The sequence below is a fragment of the Pseudomonas sp. MS01C9 genome (assembly GCF_058202755.1).
In genome coordinates, this window is sequence record NZ_CM177073.1 from 3,215,314 (window position 1) to 3,230,421 (window position 15,108).

At 59.3% G+C, this 15,108-nt stretch carries 12 protein-coding genes, 2 tRNA genes and 1 rRNA gene; 8 read left to right on the forward strand and 7 right to left on the reverse strand.

Translation table 11 applies throughout. From position 1 onward, the window contains the following. Positions 1-71: 71 nt before the first annotated feature. Complete coding sequence (locus tag AC1M7R_RS14605) at positions 72-1,448, forward strand: MFS transporter (RefSeq protein WP_072397795.1); 1,377 nt, start codon at positions 72-74, stop codon at positions 1,446-1,448. 76 nt (positions 1,449-1,524) lie between these two features. Here the strand turns inward: AC1M7R_RS14605 and AC1M7R_RS14610 are convergent, their stop codons facing one another. Further along, the gene (locus AC1M7R_RS14610; RefSeq protein ID WP_072431743.1) at positions 1,525-2,478 is read right to left on the reverse strand and encodes an adenosine deaminase; all 954 of its coding nucleotides are present in this window, start codon (positions 2,476-2,478) and stop codon (positions 1,525-1,527) included. A gap of 196 nt (positions 2,479-2,674) precedes the next feature. Here AC1M7R_RS14610 and AC1M7R_RS14615 point away from each other — a divergent pair, with 196 nt between their 5' ends. Beyond that, positions 2,675-3,766: a calcium:cation antiporter gene (locus tag AC1M7R_RS14615; protein WP_072397793.1), complete on the forward strand. Its 1,092-nt coding sequence runs from the start codon at positions 2,675-2,677 to the stop codon at positions 3,764-3,766. Positions 3,767-3,809: 43 nt separating this feature from the next. On the opposite strand, the gene AC1M7R_RS14620 is transcribed toward AC1M7R_RS14615, so the two are convergent. The 3 genes from AC1M7R_RS14620 to AC1M7R_RS14630 all read right to left on the reverse strand — a co-directional run bounded on the left by AC1M7R_RS14620 (position 3,810) and on the right by AC1M7R_RS14630 (position 6,468). Next, the gene (locus tag AC1M7R_RS14620; RefSeq protein ID WP_341965590.1) at positions 3,810-5,168 is read right to left on the reverse strand and encodes an 8-oxoguanine deaminase; all 1,359 of its coding nucleotides are present in this window, start codon (positions 5,166-5,168) and stop codon (positions 3,810-3,812) included. Between the two features lie 238 nt (positions 5,169-5,406). Continuing rightward, positions 5,407-6,093, reverse strand: a complete 687-nt coding sequence (locus AC1M7R_RS14625) for an SDR family oxidoreductase (RefSeq protein WP_072397791.1) — start codon at positions 6,091-6,093, stop codon at positions 5,407-5,409. Positions 6,094-6,117: 24 nt separating this feature from the next. Further along, positions 6,118-6,468, reverse strand: coding sequence for a MerR family transcriptional regulator (locus tag AC1M7R_RS14630; protein WP_072397790.1), 351 nt, complete (start codon positions 6,466-6,468; stop codon positions 6,118-6,120). A gap of 80 nt (positions 6,469-6,548) precedes the next feature. Here AC1M7R_RS14630 and AC1M7R_RS14635 point away from each other — a divergent pair, with 80 nt between their 5' ends. Beyond that, on the forward strand, positions 6,549-6,977 hold the full coding sequence (locus AC1M7R_RS14635) for a hypothetical protein (protein WP_271902890.1): 429 nt from the start codon (positions 6,549-6,551) through the stop codon (positions 6,975-6,977). 302 nt (positions 6,978-7,279) lie between these two features. On the opposite strand, the gene AC1M7R_RS14640 is transcribed toward AC1M7R_RS14635, so the two are convergent. The 3 genes from AC1M7R_RS14640 to AC1M7R_RS14650 form a co-directional block, all read right to left on the reverse strand. Continuing rightward, positions 7,280-7,882 carry an IMPACT family protein gene (locus AC1M7R_RS14640; protein ID WP_072431745.1) on the reverse strand — a complete coding sequence of 201 codons (603 nt, stop codon included), beginning with the start codon at positions 7,880-7,882 and terminating at the stop codon, positions 7,280-7,282. Between the two features lie 8 nt (positions 7,883-7,890). Continuing rightward, on the reverse strand, positions 7,891-8,541 hold the full coding sequence (locus tag AC1M7R_RS14645) for a TetR/AcrR family transcriptional regulator (RefSeq protein ID WP_072397787.1): 651 nt from the start codon (positions 8,539-8,541) through the stop codon (positions 7,891-7,893). 133 nt (positions 8,542-8,674) lie between these two features. After that, on the reverse strand, positions 8,675-9,595 hold the full coding sequence (locus AC1M7R_RS14650; protein WP_072397786.1) for a LysR family transcriptional regulator: 921 nt from the start codon (positions 9,593-9,595) through the stop codon (positions 8,675-8,677). A 122-nt stretch (positions 9,596-9,717) separates the two neighbouring features. Here AC1M7R_RS14650 and aptA point away from each other — a divergent pair, with 122 nt between their 5' ends. The 5 genes from aptA to AC1M7R_RS14675 all read left to right on the forward strand — a co-directional run bounded on the left by aptA (position 9,718) and on the right by AC1M7R_RS14675 (position 15,037). Further along, positions 9,718-11,067 carry an omega-aminotransferase AptA gene (gene aptA / locus AC1M7R_RS14655; RefSeq protein WP_072431746.1) on the forward strand — a complete coding sequence of 450 codons (1,350 nt, stop codon included), beginning with the start codon at positions 9,718-9,720 and terminating at the stop codon, positions 11,065-11,067. A 72-nt stretch (positions 11,068-11,139) separates the two neighbouring features. Next, the gene (locus AC1M7R_RS14660) at positions 11,140-12,633 is read left to right on the forward strand and encodes a CoA-acylating methylmalonate-semialdehyde dehydrogenase (RefSeq protein ID WP_072458595.1); all 1,494 of its coding nucleotides are present in this window, start codon (positions 11,140-11,142) and stop codon (positions 12,631-12,633) included. Between the two features lie 622 nt (positions 12,634-13,255). After that, positions 13,256-14,792, forward strand: a 16S ribosomal RNA gene (locus AC1M7R_RS14665). Positions 14,793-14,857: 65 nt separating this feature from the next. Continuing rightward, positions 14,858-14,934 (forward strand) — tRNA-Ile (locus AC1M7R_RS14670). A gap of 27 nt (positions 14,935-14,961) precedes the next feature. Next, positions 14,962-15,037: transfer RNA gene (locus AC1M7R_RS14675), tRNA-Ala, on the forward strand. Positions 15,038-15,108 lie beyond the last annotated feature (71 nt).

Sequence of the window (15,108 nt, forward strand, 5' to 3'; positions counted from 1 at the left end):
GTATTCAGCAATAGCCAGCCGCGAGGTTCGCGCACACTCGGGCCGACGATCATCGGACTGGGGGACGCAATATGGACACTCACCGTTACAGTGCGGCAGAACGCTTGGAGCGGCTGCCCATCAGCGGATATCACCGGGTTATCTTCATCATCATCGCCCTGGCGTTTTTCTTCGACTCGATGGACCTGGCCATGATGACCTTCCTGCTGGGCTCGATCAAAGTCGAGTTCGGCTTGAGCACTGCCCAGGCGGGACTGCTGGCCAGCTCCAGCTTCTTCGGCATGGTGGTGGGGGCGTCGCTATCGGGCATGCTGGCTGATCGGTTCGGGCGCAAACCGGTGTTCCAGTGGAGCATCGTGTTGTGGGGCGTCGCCAGTTACCTGTGCTCCACCGCCCAGGACATCGAGACACTGACGCTGTTTCGCATCCTGCTGGGGATCGGCATGGGCATGGAATTTCCGATTGCCCAGTCCATGCTTTCTGAGCTGATCCCGGCCAGGCAGCGGGGACGCTACATTGCCTTGATGGATGGCTTCTGGCCGCTGGGCTTCGTGGCGGCGGGGGCGCTGTCGTATTTCCTGCTGCCGGTGATCGGCTGGCGCGACATCTTTCTGGTGCTGGCGGTACCGGCGGTGTTCGTCCTGGTGATTCGCTTCTTCATTCCCGAGTCGCCGCGCTGGCTGGAACAAGCCGGGCGGGATGGCGAGGCGGACGCCGTGCTGGGACGAATCGAGGACAAGGTCCGGCGCTCCCTGGGGAGCCAGGCACTGCCGGAGCCGATCCGGCTGCCGAGGCAGGTGGATGCGCCGGGCACGTTCTTTTCGGCGCTGGCGCGGATCTGGTCACCGTTGTATCGCCAGCGCACGATGATGATCTGGAGTGTCTGGTTCTTCGCCCTGCTGGGATTCTACGGGCTGACATCCTGGCTGAGCGCGCTCCTGCAACAGTCGGGGTTTGCCGTGACCCAGTCGGTGTATTACACCGTACTGATTTCCCTGGGCGGGATCCCGGGGTTCCTGATGGCGGCCTGGCTGGTGGAACGCTGGGGACGTAAGCCTGTGTGTGTCATGACCCTGTTGGGCGGTGGCGTGATGGCGTTTCTCTATGGGCAGAGCGCGGTGTTCGGCGGCAACGTTGGCCTGTTGATCGGCACCGGTCTGCTGATGCAGTTCTTCCTGTTCGGCATGTGGGCGGTGCTCTACACCTACACGCCGGAACTGTATCCCACCTCGGCGCGGGCCACGGGCTCGGGCTTTGCCTCCGCGGTCGGTCGCATCGGCTCGTTGCTCGGGCCACTGGTGACCGGTCTGGTATTTCCCATCACCGGACAGGGCGGTGTATTCGCTTTGGGCGCGCTGTGCTTCGCCGTGGCGGCCGGAGTGGTGTGGTTGTTCGGGATGGAAACCCGGGGCAGGACCCTGGAAGAATTGAGCGAAGCCACCAGGTAACGAACACGACCGTGGCGAGGGGAGCAAGAGTACTCGCCACAGGTCTTTTTCTGTGGCGAGTCGCTCATTGTGAGGCTTAAGGCTTGACCAGGCGTGCATCCAGGCTGTTTTGCGCCAGACGCCTGGCCTGGTCCTGGGTCATGCCCAGATGAGTGTGCAGCGCGTGGAAGTTTTCCGTGACGTAGCCGCCGAAGTACGCCGGATCGTCCGAGTTGACGGTCACCTTCACGCCACGCTCGAGCATGTCGAGAATATTGTGCTGCGACATGTCGTCGAACACACAGAGCTTGGTATTGGACAACGGGCAGACCGTCAGCGGAATCTGTTCGTCGATGATCCGCCGCATCAACCGCTCGTCTTCGATGGCCCGCACGCCGTGGTCGATGCGCTGGATCTTCAGCAGGTCGAGGGCTTCCCAGATATATTCGGGCGGGCCCTCCTCACCTGCGTGGGCCACGGTCAGGAAGCCTTCGTGACGCGCGCGGTCGAATACCCGCTGGAACTTGCTCGGTGGATGCCCCATCTCGGAGCTGTCCAGGCCCACGGCCACGAAGGCATCGCGGAAGGGCAGCGCCTGGTCGAGGGTTTTCTCGGCCTGTTCTTCGCTCAGGTGACGCAGGAAGCTGAGGATAAGGCCACTGGTGATGCCCAGTTGCTGTTCACCGTCCTTGAGGGCGGCGGCGATACCGTTGAGCACCACTTCGAAAGGAATGCCACGGTCGGTGTGGGTCTGTGGGTCGAAGAACGGCTCTGTGTGGACCACGTTCTGCTCCTTGCAACGGAGCAGGTAGGCCCAGGTCAGGTCGTAGAAATCCTGGGAGGTGCGCAAGACGTCGGCGCCTTGGTAATACAGGTCGAGGAACTCCTGCAGGTTGTTGAAGGCATAGGCCTTGCGCAGGGTGTCGACGTCGCTCCACGGCAGGGCGATCCTGTTGCGTTCGGCCAGGGCGAACAGCAGCTCGGGCTCCAGCGAGCCCTCCAGGTGCAGGTGTAGTTCAGCCTTGGGCAGGGCGTTCAGCCAGTCGTACATGTTCTTTTCTCATCAGCGAATCGATGGCAGCCATTCTACAGAGGCTGGCCGTAATGTCTGGTAAAACCTGACCGGCCGATCCACTGTCTGGGCAAGGCTGCGCACCGCGAGCCTCGCGGGTCGATGAATCGGAGGAAACGTTCGTAGCCCCCCACAGTCTAGTAGCTCATGACTCCGCGCACAGTGCAGGCCTGGGATGTCCTCATTGATCAAGCAAGAAAAACTGTTGTTGCTGGCGCTTCTGGCGGCGCTCGTCGCCTATCCGCTGGAACACTGGCTGTTGGGCGGTGGCCGGATCGTTGCGCTGACGGGTGGGTTGGTCCTGATCGGCTTTATTATCGCGGCGTCCATGCGCGTGGCCCATCACGCCGAACTGCTGGCGGAAAAGGTCGGCGATCCATACGGCACCATGATCCTGACCCTGTCGGCGGTACTGGTAGAGGTCGTGGTCCTGGCAATCATGATGAGCAACCAGGCATCTCCCACTCTGGTGCGGGACACGATCTATAGCGCAGTGATGCTCGACATCAATGGCATCCTCGGGCTCGCCGCGCTGATGGGTGGGCTCAAGCATGGCGAGCAGGTCTATAACGACGATTCGGCACGCACCTACAGCGTGATGATTCTCACCGCCATGGGCGTTTCGATGGTGGTGCCCGAATTCATTCCCCAGGAAAACTGGAAGCACTATTCGGCATTCACCATCGGCGCGATGATCGTGCTGTACACCCTTTTTCTTCGCATGCAGGTCGGACCTCACAGCTATTTCTTCAGCTACAGCTATCCGGAAAAGCGCCGCCGGAAAGAACCGCTGGAGAACGAGCCCAAGCCCATCAGCCTGGCGTTTTCCATCGGTGCGCTGGTGTTTGGCGTCGTGCTGATCGGCGCGCTGGCCGAGGTCATGTCCAAGGCCATCGACCTGGGCCTGGAGGGCTCAGGCGCACCGCCGGTGGTCACCGCGATACTGGTGGCGGCCATTTCCGCCGCACCGGAAATCCTCACCGCCCTGCGCGCCGCTCTCGCCAATCGGATGCAGTCGGTGGTGAACATTGCCCTGGGGGCTTCGTTATCAACGGTGATCCTGACAGTGCCGGTGATGGAGGCCATGGCGCTCTACTCCGGCCAGCCTTTCCAGATGGCGATGACCCCGGTGCAGACAGTAATGATCTTCATCACCCTGATCGTCAGCGCCATCAACCTCAACGATGGCGAAACCAATGCCATCGAAGGCATGACTCACTTCGTCCTGTTCGCGACCTTCATCATGTTGTCGCTGCTGGGCCTCTAAGGCCTGCTCGCGACAGCAGTGTGCATCGCGAGCAGGCTTCAGTTCAGATACCCGCGATCAGTTCCCGCGCCGCCTGACCGTGGTCGGCAATCAGCCCCTTCAGATCGAGCCCCTCGACCTGGCCGTCGATGACGCGCCATCGTCCGCCGATCATCACCCGATCGGCCCGGTCCGCGCCGCACAGCAACAAGGCTGAAATCGGATCGTGGCTGCCGGAAAAGCGCAGCTCGTCGAGCTTGAACAGGGCCAGGTCAGCCAGTTTGCCTACCGCCAGTTCGCCGATGTCGCTGCGTCCGAGCAACTGCGCCGAGCCCCGGGTTGCCCAGCCCAGCACCCGTTCTGGCGTGATTGCCTGTGCGCCGTAGCGCAGGCGCTGGATGTACAGCGCCTGGCGGGTTTCCAGGATCATGTTCGAGGCGTCGTTGGAAGCCGAACCGTCCACACCGAGGCCAAGGGGGGCGCCGGCGGCGGTCAGCTCGACGGTGGGGCAGATACCCGAGGCCAGGCGCATGTTTGAGCTGGGGCAATGGCAGATGCCGGTGCCGGCGGCGCCAAGGCGAGCGATTTCGTCGGTGTTGAAATGAATGCCGTGGGCCAGCCAGGTGCGAGGACCGAGCCAGCCGACGCTGTCCAGGTAGTCCACGGTACGCAGGCCGAAACGCTGCAGGCAGAAGTCTTCCTCGTCGAGGGTCTCTGCCAAGTGTGTATGCAGGCGAACATCGAGGCTGTCCGCCAAGTCGGCGCTGGCTTTCATGATTTCGGGGGTGACCGAGAATGGAGAGCAGGGCGCCAGGGCGATCTGGACCTGCGCGCCGTCGCCGCGCTCATGGTAACGCTCGATCAAGCGCTGGCTGTCATCGAGAATTACCTGGCCCTGTTGCACCGTCTGCTGCGGCGGCAGGCCACCGTCGGCTTCGCCCAGGCTCATGGAACCGCGGGTCAGCATCGCGCGCATGCCCAGTTCGCGGACACTGTGCACTTGCACGTCGATTGCGTTTTCCAACCCTTCGGGGAACAGGTAATGATGGTCGGCGGCCGTGGTACAGCCCGACAGCAGCAATTCAGCCAGTGCCACTCGGGTCGCCAGGGCAAGTTTTTCCGGCGTCAGCCGCGCCCACACCGGATACAGGGTTTTCAACCACGGGAATAATGGCTGGTTGGCCACCGGCGCCCAGGCGCGGGTCAGCGTCTGGTAGAAATGGTGATGGGTATTGATCAAGCCCGGCAGCACGACATGGTCGCGTGCATCGAAGACGTTGTCCCAGGGAAGGGAAGGGGATTGGCCCGCGCTCAGCAGTTCGACGATCACACCGCCTTGCAGGACGAGGCCGCCACGGGCGTCGAGGTCGTTGGCCGTGAAGATGGCGAGGGGATTTTTCAACCAGGTACGGGTCGCAGGCATGGTGGCCGGCTCCTCTGAAAGTGGGTTCAGGTTAGCCAGCTCAGTGATGCCCTGTCTGCTGATCCAGGGTCGCCGTTGGGGGCGAAGCGCGAGTTTACTCAGGTTGCCGGACACATTTCCAGTGCCGGGCTGCGTGCTCCTGGGCAGGCGGGCTTACTCGCGAATGTGCAAGGGCACCCGGCGTTGATGCCGGCTGGCCCGTTGTCTTGGCAAGTAAGCCTATTGCCAATGTCCGTCATTACCAGGGGATGGTTTCGCCCTTGTAGTTGACGAAGTGATGTCCACCCTTGCCGGCAAAGGCGTTGACCTGGTCGATCAATCCACGAGTACTGGTTTCGACGTCGATATCCGCCCCTTCACCGCCCATGTCGGTTTTCACCCAGCCCGGGTGCAATGACAGTACCGTCAATGGCCGTCCGCCCAGTTGGGTAACGAAGCTGTTGGTCATGGAATTGAGCGCGGCCTTGCTGGCCTTGTACAACGCCAGTTCCGGCGCGTCGGGCATGGTCACGCTGCCCAGGACCGAACTCATGAATGCCAGGACGCCGCTGCCTTCGCGGATCTGGCCAACGAACCGTTGGGCCAGGTTGATCGGTGCCACTGCGTTGGTAAAGAACAACTGGCCGACTTCGGCCAGCGTCGCGCCGCCGGGGTTCTGGTTGTCCGGGCCTTTGACGCCCGCGTTGACGAACAGAAGATCATAGGTTTCGCCCTTGAGCTGTTGGCTCAGGGCGATTACGGCTTGCTGGTCATCCATGTCGAGTTTTTCTATTCGAACCGGGCCCAGCGCCTTCAATGCCTGCGCGTTCTGCGGATTGCGTACGGTGGCGGTCACGTTCCAGCCATCGCTCAGCAACGTTTTCACCAGGCCAAGGCCCAGCCCCCGAGAGGCGCCAATGATCAGTGCGTTTTTTGCCGAATTCATGGGGAGCATCCTAGAAAGAAATGGTCACGGATTTAATGGACAACGTTGCCCGAGCCGTTGTTTCAGCTCGTGACGCAAAGCGTCGAGTTCGTTCATGCGGGTTTCGATCAGGTTCAGTTTGTTCTGCAGCAGTTGAGCCACGGCGCGGTCCGGGTCAGGTGCCTGCCGCAGGGCGGCGACGCTGCTGCCGATCTCGCCGAGGGTAAAGCCCAGGCGTTGAGCTGTCTTGATATAGAGCACCAGTTGCACCATGTCGGCGGGGTAGTCGCGATACCCATTGGCGCTACGGCCCGCCGCAATCAGTCCGCGCTGCTCGTAGAAGCGCAGCGTGTCACGACTCACGGCACAGGCCTGGGCTAGTTCACCGATTCGCATGGCAATCTCCGGAAAGCTTGACCCTGGAGCTTACCCCAGGCTTTAGTCTTTTCGCTCCTTGATTATCTGGAGCAATGCCTATGTGGACTTCACTGCAATTTCGTCGCGTGGTGCTCGGTGGCGCCTGGTACGACCTGATCGTCACTGCGGCATTCGCCACGCCATGGAGTTTCGCCGCTCTGCACGGCTGGTTGCTGGGCGCGACCCAGATGCTCGGCCTGCCTGGAGAGTTGCCCCCGTTTGGGGTCATGCACCTGTTGGTGGCCAATCTCTTGGGCTCGATCGTTTGTGTATGGTCGGTACTGCGGATTCGGGATCCGCGGCCACTGTACGGGCGGTATGACGCCATGGGTCGGTTGCTGTTTGCGACCTGGATGCTTTACGCGCTGCTGCATGGCGCCAGCGCGCTGGTGTGGGTATTTCTGTTTTTCGAGTTGATGTGGGCCGTCGTCCAGCTGTTGCCTGTACGTGGCGAGCAAGCTCGTTTTGTCCATGCGGGGAATGGTTAAAAAGTGAGCAAGCGCTTGAGAACCATGCATTTCCTGGGGGCGCGGGAGACATGAACGGGTTATCCACAGCTTGCTCCACAGTTATTGTGTGAAAGCCCGAGACTCGGGCATAAGCGTTGGCCGGCTTTCTTCCAAAAGTGATAACCCCCTGCAAGCGTTTGTTTTATGGATGGAATTGTGGATTGGCCAGGCGCTTGGACGAAAAATGAACAACCCTCGCAAAGCCGCATGACAGAAGGGTTGCAAAGGAATGTGCTCAGGTTATCCACAGCCGGGTGCACAGTGGTTGTGGGCAATTTTGATCAGGTGTTATCAGCGCCGTCGGTTCGCACCAGCACAATTCGGCCGCGACTCAAGTCGGCCAATTGTGCCTGCAAGGTCTGGATCTGGGCTTCGGCTACCGCCAACTGCAACTCCACCCCGTTGGCGGTGAATGATTCGTTGTTTATCAGTCCGCCAGATTCGGCGACACGCAGCTTCAACAGGGCCAGCTCTGCGAACGCGCAGGTACAATGCAGAGCCACGCGGCTGATCAATTCTGTCTTGTCGGCACTCTGCAGGCACTTGTTCGCGCCGCCGCCATAAGCCCGCGCCAGCCCGCCCGTGCCCAACTGGATCCCGCCGTACCAACGGATCACCAGCACCACGACCTGATCGCAAGCCTGGGCTTCGATGGCGGCCAGGATCGGCCTTCCAGCGGTTCCTCCCGGTTCCCCATCATCATTGCTGCGATATTGATCGCCCAGTTTCCATGCCCAGCAATTATGCGTTGCGTCCAGGTCGCTGTGCTGCTCGATGAAGGCCTGGGCCTCGGCGGGACTGGTGATGGGGGCGGCGAATGTAATGAAGCGGCTTTTGCGGATTTCTTCGCGGTACTCGCAAAGGCCGACAAGGGTAAAAGGCATGCTGGAACTCAGAGGATGGGGGTAAGGCCGCAGCCTTTGAGAATGATGCGGATCAGGTTGTCGCCGGCCTCGATCATGTCCTGTTTGGTCAGTTTGCTACGTCCCGTCACGCGGCATATCTGGGTGGCGAAGTCGGCGTAGTGCTGGGTGCTGCCCCATAGCAGGAAGATAAGATGTACCGGATCGACCGGATCCATCTTGCCGGCATCGATCCAGGCCTGGAACACCGCTGCACGACCCTTGAACCAGGCACGGTAGTCCTGGTTGAAGTATTCGGTCAGGCATTCGCCGCCACTGATCACTTCCATGGCGAAGATCCGCGAGGCCTGGGGGTGGCGGCGGGAAAACTCCATCTTGGCGCGGATGTAACGGGTCAAGGCTTCGGCCGGATCATCCTCAGCCGTGAGGGTGTTGAAGGTGCTGTCCCACAATTCGATGATGTTGCTCAGAACTGCGACATACAGCCCGAGTTTATTGGTGAAGTAATAGTGCAGGTTCGCTTTGGGCAGTCCGGCATTCAGGGCGATCGTGTTCATGCTTGTGCCTTTGAATCCGTGCCGGGCGAATTCATCTTCAGCGGCCTTGAGGATGGTCTCTTCGTTCTTTTGACGAATTCGGCCGGTGGGCTTGCCACCGTGGGCAGGGACTTCGAAGGTCATGGACGTTTCCGAACTGGGTCTGTGGGGCAAGCAAATGCGTTGATAGCGCACCGGCGATGATCCGACAAGTGCCGTTGTGACAAAAGCCTTTCAGTTATCGCTGGGCAAACCCTGCCCACGCATCTGCGAGGTGTCAGCGGGTAGCCGCGAGATTCTCGAGAAAACTCTCCAGCACCAGATGAGGACGTCGGCCCTTGCGCGTCACCGTCACCAGGCTCAGGTCATAAAAGCGTTCCCTGGGTTTCAGGGCGCGCAACCGGCCTTGCTGGACCCAGAGGTTGGCGTAGTGATCCGGCAGATAGCCGATGTAGCGCCCGGTGAGAATCAGGAACGCCATCCCTTCGCGGTCCGATGCGCTGGCAGTGCAGTTGAGTGCCTGGTAACGGGCCTGGATTTCAGCAGGCAGGCGGAACGTTGGCGCGATGGCGTCCTGGCTGTTCAGGCGCGCTTCGTCGAGCTGCAGGTCATCCACATAAAACAGCGGATGCCCGACGGCGCAGTAAAGCAGCGAGCGTTCGCTGTAGAGCGGCTGGTACTCCAGCCCGGAAAGGGGGCTGGCCTGGGGCACTACGCCGACATGCAGGCGCCCGTCGAGTACGCCCTGCTCGACTTCGTTAGGGGCAATCATGCGAATCTGGATCTGTACGTCGGGCCCGCGCTCCTTCAACTGAGCCAGGGCATGGGTGATGCGCATGTGAGGCAGGGTGACGAGATTGTCGGTCAGGCCGATGATCAGTTCGCCACGCAGGTGCTGGTGGAGGCCGTTGACCTCGGTACGAAAGCTTTCCAGCGCGCTCAGTAGCTGCAGCGCCGATTGATACACCTCGCGACCTTCTTCCGTCAGCGAGAAGCCGGCTCTTCCGCGCTGGCACAGGCGCAGCCCCAGCCTTTGCTCAAGATCGCTCATCTGCTGGCTGATGGCTGAGCGGCCAATACCCAGCACGGTTTCCGCCGCAGAAAATCCTCCGGATTCCACTACGCTTCGAAAGATGCGCAGCAAGCGGATATCGAAATCGCTGACCTGGGCCAACGGATCGGGGCGGCGAACGCTCATAGTTTAGTGAACCGCTGACTGAAGGTTAGAAAAGTTGAATTTCACCGACTTTATCCCCGTGGCAACGTAGTCGCAACCACACTTCCGTCTTCATGCAGTCTATTCCTTGCGAGGTTTTGTCGATGAACATGCCCGAACACGCTGGTGCTTCACTGGCCAGCCAGCTCAAGCTCGATGCCCACTGGATGCCTTACACCGCCAACCGCAATTTCCTGCGCGATCCTCGTCTGATCGTCGCGGCCGAAGGCAGCTGGCTGGTCGATGACAAGGGGCGCAAGGTGTACGACTCGCTGTCGGGGCTGTGGACTTGTGGCGCCGGGCACACTCGCAAGGAGATCCAGGAGGCGGTCGCCAAACAGCTGGGAACTCTCGATTACTCGCCAGGTTTCCAGTACGGCCACCCGCTGTCGTTCCAGTTGGCGGAAAAAATCACCAGCCTGACGCCAGGCAACCTCAACCACGTGTTCTTCACTGACTCGGGTTCCGAGTGCGCCGATACCGCCGTGAAAATGGTACGTGCCTACTGGCGCCTCAAGGGTCAGGCGACCAAGACCAAGATGATTGGCCGAGCCCGTGGTTATCACGGCGTCAACATCGCGGGCACCAGCCTGGGTGGCGTGAACGGCAACCGCAAGTTGTTCGGCCAGCCCATGCAGGATGTCGACCATCTGCCCCACACCCTGTTGGCAAGCAACGCCTATTCCCGTGGCATGCCGAAGGAGGGCGGTATCGCTCTGGCCGATGAGCTGCTCAAGCTGATCGAGCTGCACGATGCTTCAAATATCGCCGCAGTATTCGTCGAACCGATGGCCGGGTCCGCCGGTGTGCTGGTGCCGCCTGAAGGTTATCTCAAGCGCCTGCGGGACATCTGCGACCAGCACAATATCCTGCTGGTATTCGACGAGGTTATCACCGGTTTCGGCCGTACCGGTTCGATGTTCGGTGCAGATAGCTTTGGAGTGACCCCCGACCTGATGTGCATTGCCAAGCAAGTCACCAACGGTGCTGTTCCCATGGGCGCGGTCATCGCCAGTTCCGAGATCTACCAGACCTTCATGAACCAACCGACGCCCGAATACGCGGTGGAATTTCCCCACGGTTATACCTATTCGGCACACCCAGTGGCGTGCGCTGCGGGCCTGGCGGCGCTGGACTTGCTGCAGAAGGAAAACCTGGTGCAGAGCGTGGCCGAGGTCGCGCCGCATTTCGAAAATGCCCTGCATGGCATCAAGGGGGCGAAGAACGTCATCGATATTCGCAATTTCGGCCTGGCGGGAGCGATCCAGATTGCACCGCGGGATGGCGATGCAATCGTACGTCCGTTCGAGGCGGGCATGGCCCTATGGAAGGCCGGGTTCTACGTCCGTTTCGGCGGCGATACCCTGCAGTTCGGGCCGACGTTCAACAGCAAGCCTCAGGACCTGGATCGTCTATTCGATGCGGTTGGTGAAGTGCTGAACAAGCTGGACTGACATTCTCTTCTTTATACATTCAATGATGGGCGCCCGGGCACGGGCGCCTGTGGATAATTTTCGGAGATCTCCATGAGCCTCATCCCGCATTTGATCAATGGCGAGTTGTTGAGTGACAGTGCTCGTACGGCCGATGTATTCAACCCATCCACCGGCCAGGCGATCCATAAAGTGCCATTGGCCGACAATGCCACTATCCAACAGGCTATCGACGCAGCCAATGCGGCATTCCCTGCCTGGCGCAAGACGCCGGCGGCCAAGCGTGCTCAGGTGATGTTCCGTTTCAAGCAACTGCTTGAGCAGAACGAGTCGCGTATCGCGCAACTGATCAGCGAGGAGCATGGCAAGACGTTGGAAGATGCGGCTGGTGAGCTCAAGCGTGGTATCGAAAACGTCGAGTTCGCCTGCGCCGCACCGGAAATTCTGAAGGGCGAATACAGCCGCAACGTAGGCCCGAACATCGATGCCTGGTCGGACTTTCAACCGCTGGGTGTCGTGGCGGGGATCACTCCGTTCAACTTCCCGGCGATGGTCCCGCTATGGATGTACCCGCTGGCGATCGTTTGCGGCAACTGTTTCATCCTCAAACCCTCCGAGCGCGATCCGAGCTCGACCTTGCTGATTGCGCAACTGCTTCTGGAAGCCGGGCTGCCCAAGGGCGTATTGAGCGTGGTGCATGGCGACAAGGTTGCGGTGGATGCGCTGATCGAAGCGCCGGAAGTGAAGGCGCTGAGTTTTGTCGGTTCGACGCCGATTGCCGAATACATCTATGCCGAGGGCACTCGGCGTGGCAAGCGCGTCCAAGCGCTGGGCGGAGCGAAGAACCACGCGGTGCTGATGCCGGATGCGGACCTGGACAATGCGGTCAGTGCCTTGATGGGGGCTGCCTATGGTTCCTGCGGCGAACGTTGCATGGCTATTTCGGTGGCTGTCTGTGTCGGTGACCAGGTGGCGGATGCGCTCGTGAGCAAGCTGGTTCCGCAGATCCAAGCGCTGAAGATTGGCGCCGGAACCTCGTGCGGTCTGGACATGGGGCCGTTGGTGACTGGACAGCATCGCGACAAGGTCAGCGGTTATATCGAGGACGGTGTGGCATCGGGTGCGACGCTGGTGGTCGATGGTCGTGGCTTGAGTGTGGCCGGGCACGAAGAAGGTTTCTTCCTCGGAGGTTGCCTGTTCGATCGCGTGACGCCCGAGATGCGCATCTATAAGGAAGAGATCTTCGGGCCGGTGCTGTGCATTGTCCGGGTCAATAGCCTGGAAGAGGCCATGCAACTGATCAATGATCACGAATATGGCAACGGCACTTGCATCTTCACCCGTGATGGTGAGGCGGCGCGGCTGTTCTGCGATGAGATCGAGGTCGGCATGGTGGGCGTCAACGTACCGTTGCCTGTGCCTGTGGCCTACCATAGCTTCGGCGGTTGGAAGCGTTCGCTGTTTGGCGATCTGCACGCCTACGGCCCGGATGGCGTGCGTTTCTATACTCGACGCAAGGCCATTACTCAGCGCTGGCCGCAGCGCGCCAGTCATGAGGCTTCGCAGTTCGCGTTTCCCAGCTTGTAATTGAAAACACAGAGGCCGGCGCCGCAGGGCGCCGGCCTCTGTGTTTTCACGGCTTTTTAACCGATATGACAGAATTATGAAAATAGCTGTTGACGGCAGATTCTGAGTCTCTATAATTCGCCCCACTTCCGGCGCAGTCGAAACGTAAAACTTCTTGAGATTCAATAAGTTATGAAGTTTTCGGGTGTGCAGGACTTCAAATCATCGAAGTCCGGAAGGGGCCGGCAGGGGTTGCAGTCAAGTCCCGTCGGCACTTCGATCTTCACGATCGAAGACGCTGGAAAAGAGGTGTTGACAGCAGCGGCTAACGCTGTAGAATTCGCCTCCCGCTGACGAGAGATCGAAAGCGCAAGTGGTTGAAGTTGCAAAGGAAACTTTGAAAACTTCTGAAAATAACCACTTGACAGATGTACGGGGCGCTGTAGAATGCGCGCCTCGGTTGAGACGAAAGGCTCACCCACCGCTCTTTAACAACTGAATCAAGCAATTCGTGTGGGTGCTTGTGGAGTCAGACTGCTAGTCAACAGATTATCAGCATCACAAGTTACTCCGCGAGAAATCAAAGATGTAACCAACGATTGCTGAGCCAAGTTTAGGGTTTTCTCAAAACCCAAAGATGTTTGAACTGAAGAGTTTGATCATGGCTCAGATTGAACGCTGGCGGCAGGCCTAACACATGCAAGTCGAGCGGTAGAGAGGTGCTTGCACCTCTTGAGAGCGGCGGACGGGTGAGTAATGCCTAGGAATCTGCCTGGTAGTGGGGGATAACGCTCGGAAACGGACGCTAATACCGCATACGTCCTACGGGAGAAAGCAGGGGACCTTCGGGCCTTGCGCTATCAGATGAGCCTAGGTCGGATTAGCTAGTTGGTGAGGTAATGGCTCACCAAGGCGACGATCCGTAACTGGTCTGAGAGGATGATCAGTCACACTGGAACTGAGACACGGTCCAGACTCCTACGGGAGGCAGCAGTGGGGAATATTGGACAATGGGCGAAAGCCTGATCCAGCCATGCCGCGTGTGTGAAGAAGGTCTTCGGATTGTAAAGCACTTTAAGTTGGGAGGAAGGGCAGTTACCTAATACGTAATTGTTTTGACGTTACCGACAGAATAAGCACCGGCTAACTCTGTGCCAGCAGCCGCGGTAATACAGAGGGTGCAAGCGTTAATCGGAATTACTGGGCGTAAAGCGCGCGTAGGTGGTTCGTTAAGTTGGATGTGAAAGCCCCGGGCTCAACCTGGGAACTGCATTCAAAACTGTCGAGCTAGAGTATGGTAGAGGGTGGTGGAATTTCCTGTGTAGCGGTGAAATGCGTAGATATAGGAAGGAACACCAGTGGCGAAGGCGACCACCTGGACTGATACTGACACTGAGGTGCGAAAGCGTGGGGAGCAAACAGGATTAGATACCCTGGTAGTCCACGCCGTAAACGATGTCAACTAGCCGTTGGGAGCCTTGAGCTCTTAGTGGCGCAGCTAACGCATTAAGTTGACCGCCTGGGGAGTACGGCCGCAAGGTTAAAACTCAAATGAATTGACGGGGGCCCGCACAAGCGGTGGAGCATGTGGTTTAATTCGAAGCAACGCGAAGAACCTTACCAGGCCTTGACATCCAATGAACTTTCCAGAGATGGATTGGTGCCTTCGGGAGCATTGAGACAGGTGCTGCATGGCTGTCGTCAGCTCGTGTCGTGAGATGTTGGGTTAAGTCCCGTAACGAGCGCAACCCTTGTCCTTAGTTACCAGCACGTAATGGTGGGCACTCTAAGGAGACTGCCGGTGACAAACCGGAGGAAGGTGGGGATGACGTCAAGTCATCATGGCCCTTACGGCCTGGGCTACACACGTGCTACAATGGTCGGTACAGAGGGTTGCCAAGCCGCGAGGTGGAGCTAATCCCACAAAACCGATCGTAGTCCGGATCGCAGTCTGCAACTCGACTGCGTGAAGTCGGAATCGCTAGTAATCGCGAATCAGAATGTCGCGGTGAATACGTTCCCGGGCCTTGTACACACCGCCCGTCACACCATGGGAGTGGGTTGCACCAGAAGTAGCTAGTCTAACCTTCGGGGGGACGGTTACCACGGTGTGATTCATGACTGGGGTGAAGTCGTAACAAGGTAGCCGTAGGGGAACCTGCGGCTGGATCACCTCCTTAATCGACGACAGCAGCTGCTGCATGAGCTCCCACACGAATTGCTTGATTCATTGAAGAAGACGATTGGGTCTGTAGCTCAGTTGGTTAGAGCGCACCCCTGATAAGGGTGAGGTCGGCAGTTCGAATCTGCCCAGACCCACCAATTTCATGGTGTACCCTGTAGCGATACGGGGCCATAGCTCAGCTGGGAGAGCGCCTGCCTTGCACGCAGGAGGTCAGCGGTTCGATCCCGCTTGGCTCCACCATTACCGATTGGCACCAACGTTTAAAGCTTAGAAATGAGCATTCCACCGAACGGTGATGAATGTTGATTTCT

What these genes read in the sequence shown, in the direction of transcription:
- AC1M7R_RS14605 (WP_072397795.1), top strand. Translation starts at nt 72, where the DNA reads ATGGACACTCACCGTTACAGTGCGGCAGAACGCTTGGAGCGGCTGCCC.
- AC1M7R_RS14610 (WP_072431743.1), bottom strand. Translation starts at nt 2,478, where the DNA reads ATGTACGACTGGCTGAACGCCCTGCCCAAGGCTGAACTACACCTGCAC.
- AC1M7R_RS14615 (WP_072397793.1), top strand. Translation starts at nt 2,675, where the DNA reads ATGTCCTCATTGATCAAGCAAGAAAAACTGTTGTTGCTGGCGCTTCTG.
- AC1M7R_RS14620 (WP_341965590.1), bottom strand. Translation starts at nt 5,168, where the DNA reads ATGCCTGCGACCCGTACCTGGTTGAAAAATCCCCTCGCCATCTTCACG.
- AC1M7R_RS14625 (WP_072397791.1), bottom strand. Translation starts at nt 6,093, where the DNA reads ATGAATTCGGCAAAAAACGCACTGATCATTGGCGCCTCTCGGGGGCTG.
- AC1M7R_RS14630 (WP_072397790.1), bottom strand. Translation starts at nt 6,468, where the DNA reads ATGCGAATCGGTGAACTAGCCCAGGCCTGTGCCGTGAGTCGTGACACG.
- AC1M7R_RS14635 (WP_271902890.1), top strand. Translation starts at nt 6,549, where the DNA reads ATGTGGACTTCACTGCAATTTCGTCGCGTGGTGCTCGGTGGCGCCTGG.
- AC1M7R_RS14640 (WP_072431745.1), bottom strand. Translation starts at nt 7,882, where the DNA reads ATGCCTTTTACCCTTGTCGGCCTTTGCGAGTACCGCGAAGAAATCCGC.
- AC1M7R_RS14645 (WP_072397787.1), bottom strand. Translation starts at nt 8,541, where the DNA reads ATGACCTTCGAAGTCCCTGCCCACGGTGGCAAGCCCACCGGCCGAATT.
- AC1M7R_RS14650 (WP_072397786.1), bottom strand. Translation starts at nt 9,595, where the DNA reads ATGAGCGTTCGCCGCCCCGATCCGTTGGCCCAGGTCAGCGATTTCGAT.
- aptA (WP_072431746.1), top strand. Translation starts at nt 9,718, where the DNA reads ATGAACATGCCCGAACACGCTGGTGCTTCACTGGCCAGCCAGCTCAAG.
- AC1M7R_RS14660 (WP_072458595.1), top strand. Translation starts at nt 11,140, where the DNA reads ATGAGCCTCATCCCGCATTTGATCAATGGCGAGTTGTTGAGTGACAGT.